Source organism: Nostoc cf. edaphicum LEGE 07299 (assembly GCF_015207245.1).
Lineage (GTDB): Bacteria > Cyanobacteriota > Cyanobacteriia > Cyanobacteriales > Nostocaceae > Nostoc > Nostoc edaphicum_B.
Map to the genome: position 1 here is coordinate 1 of NZ_JADEXF010000321.1, position 5326 is coordinate 5326.

At 40.2% G+C, this 5326-nt stretch carries 6 protein-coding genes; 5 read left to right on the top strand and 1 reads right to left on the bottom strand.

The genetic code is table 11. The features are described from left to right. Positions 1-270 (top strand): thioredoxin domain-containing protein (locus IQ229_RS11540; RefSeq protein ID WP_194043821.1); only part of this gene is annotated, 270 nt, incomplete at its 5' end. A 245-nt stretch (positions 271-515) separates the two neighbouring features. Here the strand turns inward: IQ229_RS11540 and IQ229_RS11545 are convergent. Beyond that, complete coding sequence (locus tag IQ229_RS11545) at positions 516-803, bottom strand: hypothetical protein (protein WP_194043823.1); 288 nt, start codon at positions 801-803, stop codon at positions 516-518. 330 nt (positions 804-1133) lie between these two features. On the opposite strand from IQ229_RS11545, the gene IQ229_RS11550 reads away from it, so the two are divergent. The 4 genes from IQ229_RS11550 (at position 1134) to IQ229_RS11565 (ending at position 5041) form a co-directional block, all read left to right on the top strand. Next, positions 1134-2030, top strand: coding sequence for an ABC transporter permease (locus tag IQ229_RS11550; protein ID WP_194043829.1), 897 nt, complete (start codon positions 1134-1136; stop codon positions 2028-2030). 73 nt (positions 2031-2103) lie between these two features. After that, the gene (locus IQ229_RS11555; protein ID WP_194043825.1) at positions 2104-2298 is read left to right on the top strand and encodes a hypothetical protein; all 195 of its coding nucleotides are present in this window, start codon (positions 2104-2106) and stop codon (positions 2296-2298) included. 117 nt (positions 2299-2415) lie between these two features. Then, a complete protein-coding gene (locus tag IQ229_RS11560; protein ID WP_194043827.1) occupies positions 2416-3318 on the top strand; it encodes an ROK family protein in 903 nt (300 codons plus the stop codon). A 280-nt stretch (positions 3319-3598) separates the two neighbouring features. Then, on the top strand, positions 3599-5041 hold the full coding sequence (locus tag IQ229_RS11565) for a sugar ABC transporter substrate-binding protein (protein WP_228013390.1): 1443 nt from the start codon (positions 3599-3601) through the stop codon (positions 5039-5041). Positions 5042-5326 lie beyond the last annotated feature (285 nt).

Below are 5326 nucleotides of genomic sequence, written 5' to 3' on the forward strand. Positions count from 1 at the left end.
TATAAGAGACAGCTCCTTGTTAAACACGTCCCTCCTGGTTGTGGCCCTTGTCATACCCTGAAGCCAATTTTAAATAAAGTGGTGGATGAATTTGACAGCAAAATTCACTTTGTAGAAATTGACATCGACAAAGACCGAGATATTGCTGAAAATGCTGGTGTGACAGGAACGCCAACAGTTCAATTGTTCAAAAATAAGGAACTGGTCAAGGAAGTCAAAGGCGTGAAGCAAAAGAGCGAATATCGCCAGTTGATTGAAAGTAATCTTTGAGATAGTAGGTATTGGTCAGTTCCCAATATCCAATACCTGCCATAGCCCAATACGTTTGGGTTATAGGTTATTAGTGTAGATAGATAATTGGTATTTTAAGACGCGATAAATCGCGTCTCTACATCAGGGTTTTGTTGCTCATTCTGAACTGTATTGCGTCATAGCCAACAACTTTACTGCTCATTTTTTGCATCTTGAAACAGGTGCAAAGAATGAGTCTATCTCCTAAATTGAGCTAATTAATATTAATTATCTTGATGACGATCGCTTGTATCTTGCTCAGTTTCTAGTAGTCGTGAAATAAGCATATCTGGTTTTCTACTAATAACAGACTTAACTTTATCAATAGCAATTACTTCACTGATTTTCACAACCATTTCCCAGAAAGTATCTTCTTCTGTGTCTTTGTTGTAAGTTCTATGTTTAAACCACAACAAATCATCCCAAACTCCGATAATTGTGGCGAAATACCACTTATCTCTCACTAGTATCCAGATTTCTTGTTCTAAGTAAGTCTGTAGAAGAGGTTTCACAATGACTAAGATAATATAAAATATTGTGCTACATATTAATTAACTATTAACAGCCAAGACCACAGTTAAAATACTGAAAGTGTGTCAAAAAAATCAAAGGCTGCATCATCAAAATGACTGATTCGTTGATAAAGACGATCGCGAATATAGGTAGTATTCTGAATCGTAGTTAAAAGCTTCGGCAAAAATCAGGCATAATTTCACCTCTAACTCAGTCTAGCTCTGTATCCAGCGTCAGGTAGTCGGACTTTTATTCAGGATGTTTACGCAATCCCCTATCTAATATGTAAAATGGTCAGCGTATCAAGCTTTGCTCCAGGCGATCGCTTTATGGCCATTACAAAACGGCGACTACCGACATTTTTGCAGTTTGGCAAAAGTCTCAATCTTTCCCAAAAACTCATGCTCATCGGGTTAGCCATTACCCTATTTTTCATTTTCCTGGCATTCTTCGCTCCCGTATTGCAGGCTTGGGGATGGCTGCAAAATCCCAAAGATTTTCTCTCTAATCCAATTCACGAGCCACCCTCAGCTAAACATTGGTTTGGTACTAGTCGTTTGGGTTATGATGTGTTCTCTAGGACATTGTTCGGTGCTCAAGCTGCTTTGCAGGTGGTGATTTTGGCAACAGCGCTGAGTATGATTATCGGTGTGCCTTTGGGGATGCTGAGTGGTTATCTCGGCGGGAAGTTAGATAAGGTGTTGCTATTTATTATGGATAGTATCTACACTCTACCGGGGCTACTGCTGTCTGTGACACTGGCATTTGTGGTGGGGCGTGGGATATTAAATGCAGCGATCGCTATTAGCATTGCCTACATCCCCCAATATTACCGCGTTGTTCGCAACCACACCGTGAGCGTGAAAACTGAAGTGTTCATCGAAGCTGCTCAAGCAATGGGCGCTTCTACTTGGGTTGTACTTTCTCGTTATCTGTTTTTCAACGTCATTCAAAGCGTACCTGTCCTATTCACACTCAACGCCGCTGATGCGATTTTGGTGTTGGGCGGTTTAGGCTTTTTGGGGCTAGGACTTCCCGAAGAAGTGGCAGAATGGGGACATGATTTAAAACAAGCCTTAGAAGCTCTACCTACTGGCATTTGGTGGACTACACTTTTCCCTGGTTTAACGATGACATTCATGGTGGTAGGGTTATCACTACTTGGTGAAGGGTTAAATGAATTTGTCAATCCCCGATTACGGAGAGAAAATAGAATCCGAAAGTAGTCATTGGTCATTAGTTTTAGACAAAGGACAAACGACAAATGACAAATGACAAATAAACAATACAGAGATTTGTATGAAAGATAATCTAACGTTAATTGCTGCCGCTACTGGCGGGTTTATCCTTTCCTTTGCTCTTGCTGGTATCTTAAGAGGTGCGCCAATCACGGCTTGGCAAGAGCAATCTAGTGTTCGTACTATGACTGTTGCTAATTTACGAGTCGCACCCAATAGGACAGAAAATTTAGAATATTTTCGTGCCAAATCCTAAAAGCCTGACGAATTGTTGATTTTGAACTCAATGATAGAAAATAGGGAATAGGTGATAACTGTTCACCAATTACCAATGCCCAATGCCTCATACCCAATTACAAATGACAAATGACAAATGACAAATGACAAAATTCAAGTAATTGGCATTGATGTTGGGGGAACGGCAATTAAGCTGGGGCGTTTTGCAGATGATGGTACTTGTCTGCAATCTTTGACTGTGGTATCTCCTCAACCAACAACGCCGGAAGCGGTGTTGGCGGTTCTGGTAGATGCGATCGCTCAAATCGATCCAGATAATCAAGCTGTTGCGATTGGTATTGGTACTCCTGGCCCATCCGATGCCGCAGGACGCATTGCCAAAATCGCTATTAACTTACCTGGATGGATCGATGTGCCTTTAGCAGACTGGTTAGAAGCTAAAACTGGCAAACCAACTGCGATCGCTAATGATGCCAATTGCGCTCTTTTGGGAGAAGCTTGGCTAGGAGCCGGTCGCCACTTTCAAAATCTAATTCTGCTAACTTTAGGTACTGGGGTTGGTGGCGCAATTATCCTTGATGGCAAACTATTTATTGGACATCAAGGAGCCGCCGGAGAATTGGGTTTAATTTCCTTAAATCCTGATGGCCCAATTTGTAATAGTGGCAATCGAGGCTCTTTGGAACAATATGCCTGTGCTACTGCAATTCGTCGTCGCACTCTCAAGGAACCCATCGAATTGGGTTTTCTTGCTCAACAAGGAGATGCCGCAGCATTGACTTTTTGGCAAGAATATGGTGTTAATTTGGGAATTGGTTTAACGAGTTTGATTTATGTACTCACACCACAAGCGATCGTGATTGGTGGCGGTATCAGTGGTAGCTTTGAGTTTTTCTTACCAAGTGTGAAGGCAGAAATTGAGAAGCGAGTGCAGCCTTTATCACGAGCGGGTTTACAAATATTGCCAGCGGAGTTAGGCAATTTTGCAGGAATAGTAGGTGCAGCAAAGTTGGCATGGCAAAACTATTCAAGATTTTAAATTATGGTTCAAACAACCCCAGCTAGAGACATCTGTCTTTACAAATTAGAAGAGAAATTAAGCTCTAACGAAGAGATAATTTTATTAGTTTTACATTACGTAACATAATTTAATTTATTCTTGCTCACTTACTTAGCAATTCTGGTTGATGGTGAAAAGTAAGTGAAAAGCAACTATTTAAACTTGAATAAGCGCTATGTAATGTCAGAAGATGCAGTAAAGATGTTTTTCTGGCAAAAATCATAAAATGAGCATGTTATTCAGAAGCAAAGCCAGTCCAATGGCTAAAGGCTTTAAGAATCAGCAAAAAGCCAAGCAAAGTTTTACCGTAATGGTAATAAAAGCTAGCCATCGCTACGTACTCGTGGCATTGATACTCAGCTTGATAATTATTGCCTGCATTAACATCTTAAAATCTAACCAATCCTCAGTCACCGAATCTCCTATTAACAGTAAAGTCCTGAAGATTTGGTCAGATAAAGGTTATACTTTGGAAGAGGATGAAGCGCTCCAGAAGATTATTAGTAACTGGGAACAGCAAAGCGGCAACAAAATTAAACTTACTTTCTATACTAATGATGAGTTGCCACAAAAGACTCAAAGGGCACTTCAGGCAGGTAATTCACCCGATCTCGTCATAAATAGCAGTGCTGAGAGGGAGCTATATCCACGTCTTGCCTGGGAAGGTAAATTGGCAGATGTCTCTGATGTAATTGAGCCAGTCAAAAGTATTTATTCTGAAGGTGTGTTGGAAGCAGTTCGTTTATATAACAACGTTGATAAAAAACCGAGTTACTATGCAGTCCCAATTAATCAATTAACAATTCACATCTTCTACTGGCGAGACTTACTAGAGAAAGTAGGTCGAACTCAAAGCGATATTCCTAAACAGTGGGATGCTTTCTGGGAGTTTTGGAAACAAGTGCAGGATGATTTGCGCGCACAGCAAAAACAGAATATTTACGGGTTAGGCTTTCCTTTCTCCACTGGATCTACAGATACCTACTACTTGTTTGAGCAGATTTTAGAGGCATACAATGTCCAAATTTTAGACTCCAAGGGTCAACTTCTCCTCAACGATCCCAAGGTGCATCAAGGTATTGTTAAAAGCTTAGAGTGGTATGCGAAATTTTTTCAGCAGGGCTACGTACCACCAGACGCAGTAAACTGGTTAAATCCAGACAATAATCGCAGCTTGCTCAATCGTGGCGTGGTTATGACACCTAACTCCTCGCTCTCGATTTCTGCTGCTGTTCGCCAAGATTCTGATACCTATCGTAACAAGCTTGGTATCCTAGAATTTCCGAACAAACCTAATGGTAAACCGATGCGCTTCTTAGTCTCGATTAATGAAATAGTTTTGTTTTCCGAGTCTAAAAACCAGAAGGTAGCTAAAGACTTTCTCGCGTATTTAATTAAACCTGAGATCATAGGAAACTATCTCAAAGCTACCGGAGGTCGGTATCTACCAGTAATGAAGCCTATTTGGAAAGATCCTTTTTGGACAAATCCAGCAGATCCTCATCTTTCCACTGCAACTCAAACACTAACTAAAAATACTCGCCCATTTTATATTGTCCAAAACCCTGCTTACAGCCTAGTTTTAGAAGAGAATGTTTGGGGTAAAGCTCTCAATGGAATAGTTGTCAATAGCATATCTCCAGAAGAAGCAGCAGACACGGCAATTGAGCGGATAAAACAAATTTTTGATGAATGGCAGTGAGCTATATGCAATTTTAGAATCAGCACCTTACCACTAAAGTTACAATTTTCTTCTTAGATAACTCTACAAAAAAGATGATTCAATAGCTAGGCTATTTGAGCAAAAATTTCCTCAAACCATTTTTAACATTGAAAAGACAGTAAATCTGTTTTTCAACTTTATTGTTATCTTGTTCTGCTACACAGGAATTTCAAGACAAAGAATATCCTGTTGCTTTTTGAATGTATTTCATAACTTTTTCATAAGATTCAGGATTACTCACAGGGTTGATGATGATGGGAATAG

Bases quoted from the DNA above. Each gene is read 5' to 3' on its own strand.
- IQ229_RS11550 (WP_194043829.1), top strand. From the start codon at position 1,134: ATGGCCATTACAAAACGGCGACTACCGACATTTTTGCAGTTTGGCAAA.
- IQ229_RS11555 (WP_194043825.1), top strand. From the start codon at position 2,104: ATGAAAGATAATCTAACGTTAATTGCTGCCGCTACTGGCGGGTTTATC.
- IQ229_RS11560 (WP_194043827.1), top strand. From the start codon at position 2,416: ATGACAAATGACAAAATTCAAGTAATTGGCATTGATGTTGGGGGAACG.
- IQ229_RS11565 (WP_228013390.1), top strand. From the start codon at position 3,599: ATGGCTAAAGGCTTTAAGAATCAGCAAAAAGCCAAGCAAAGTTTTACC.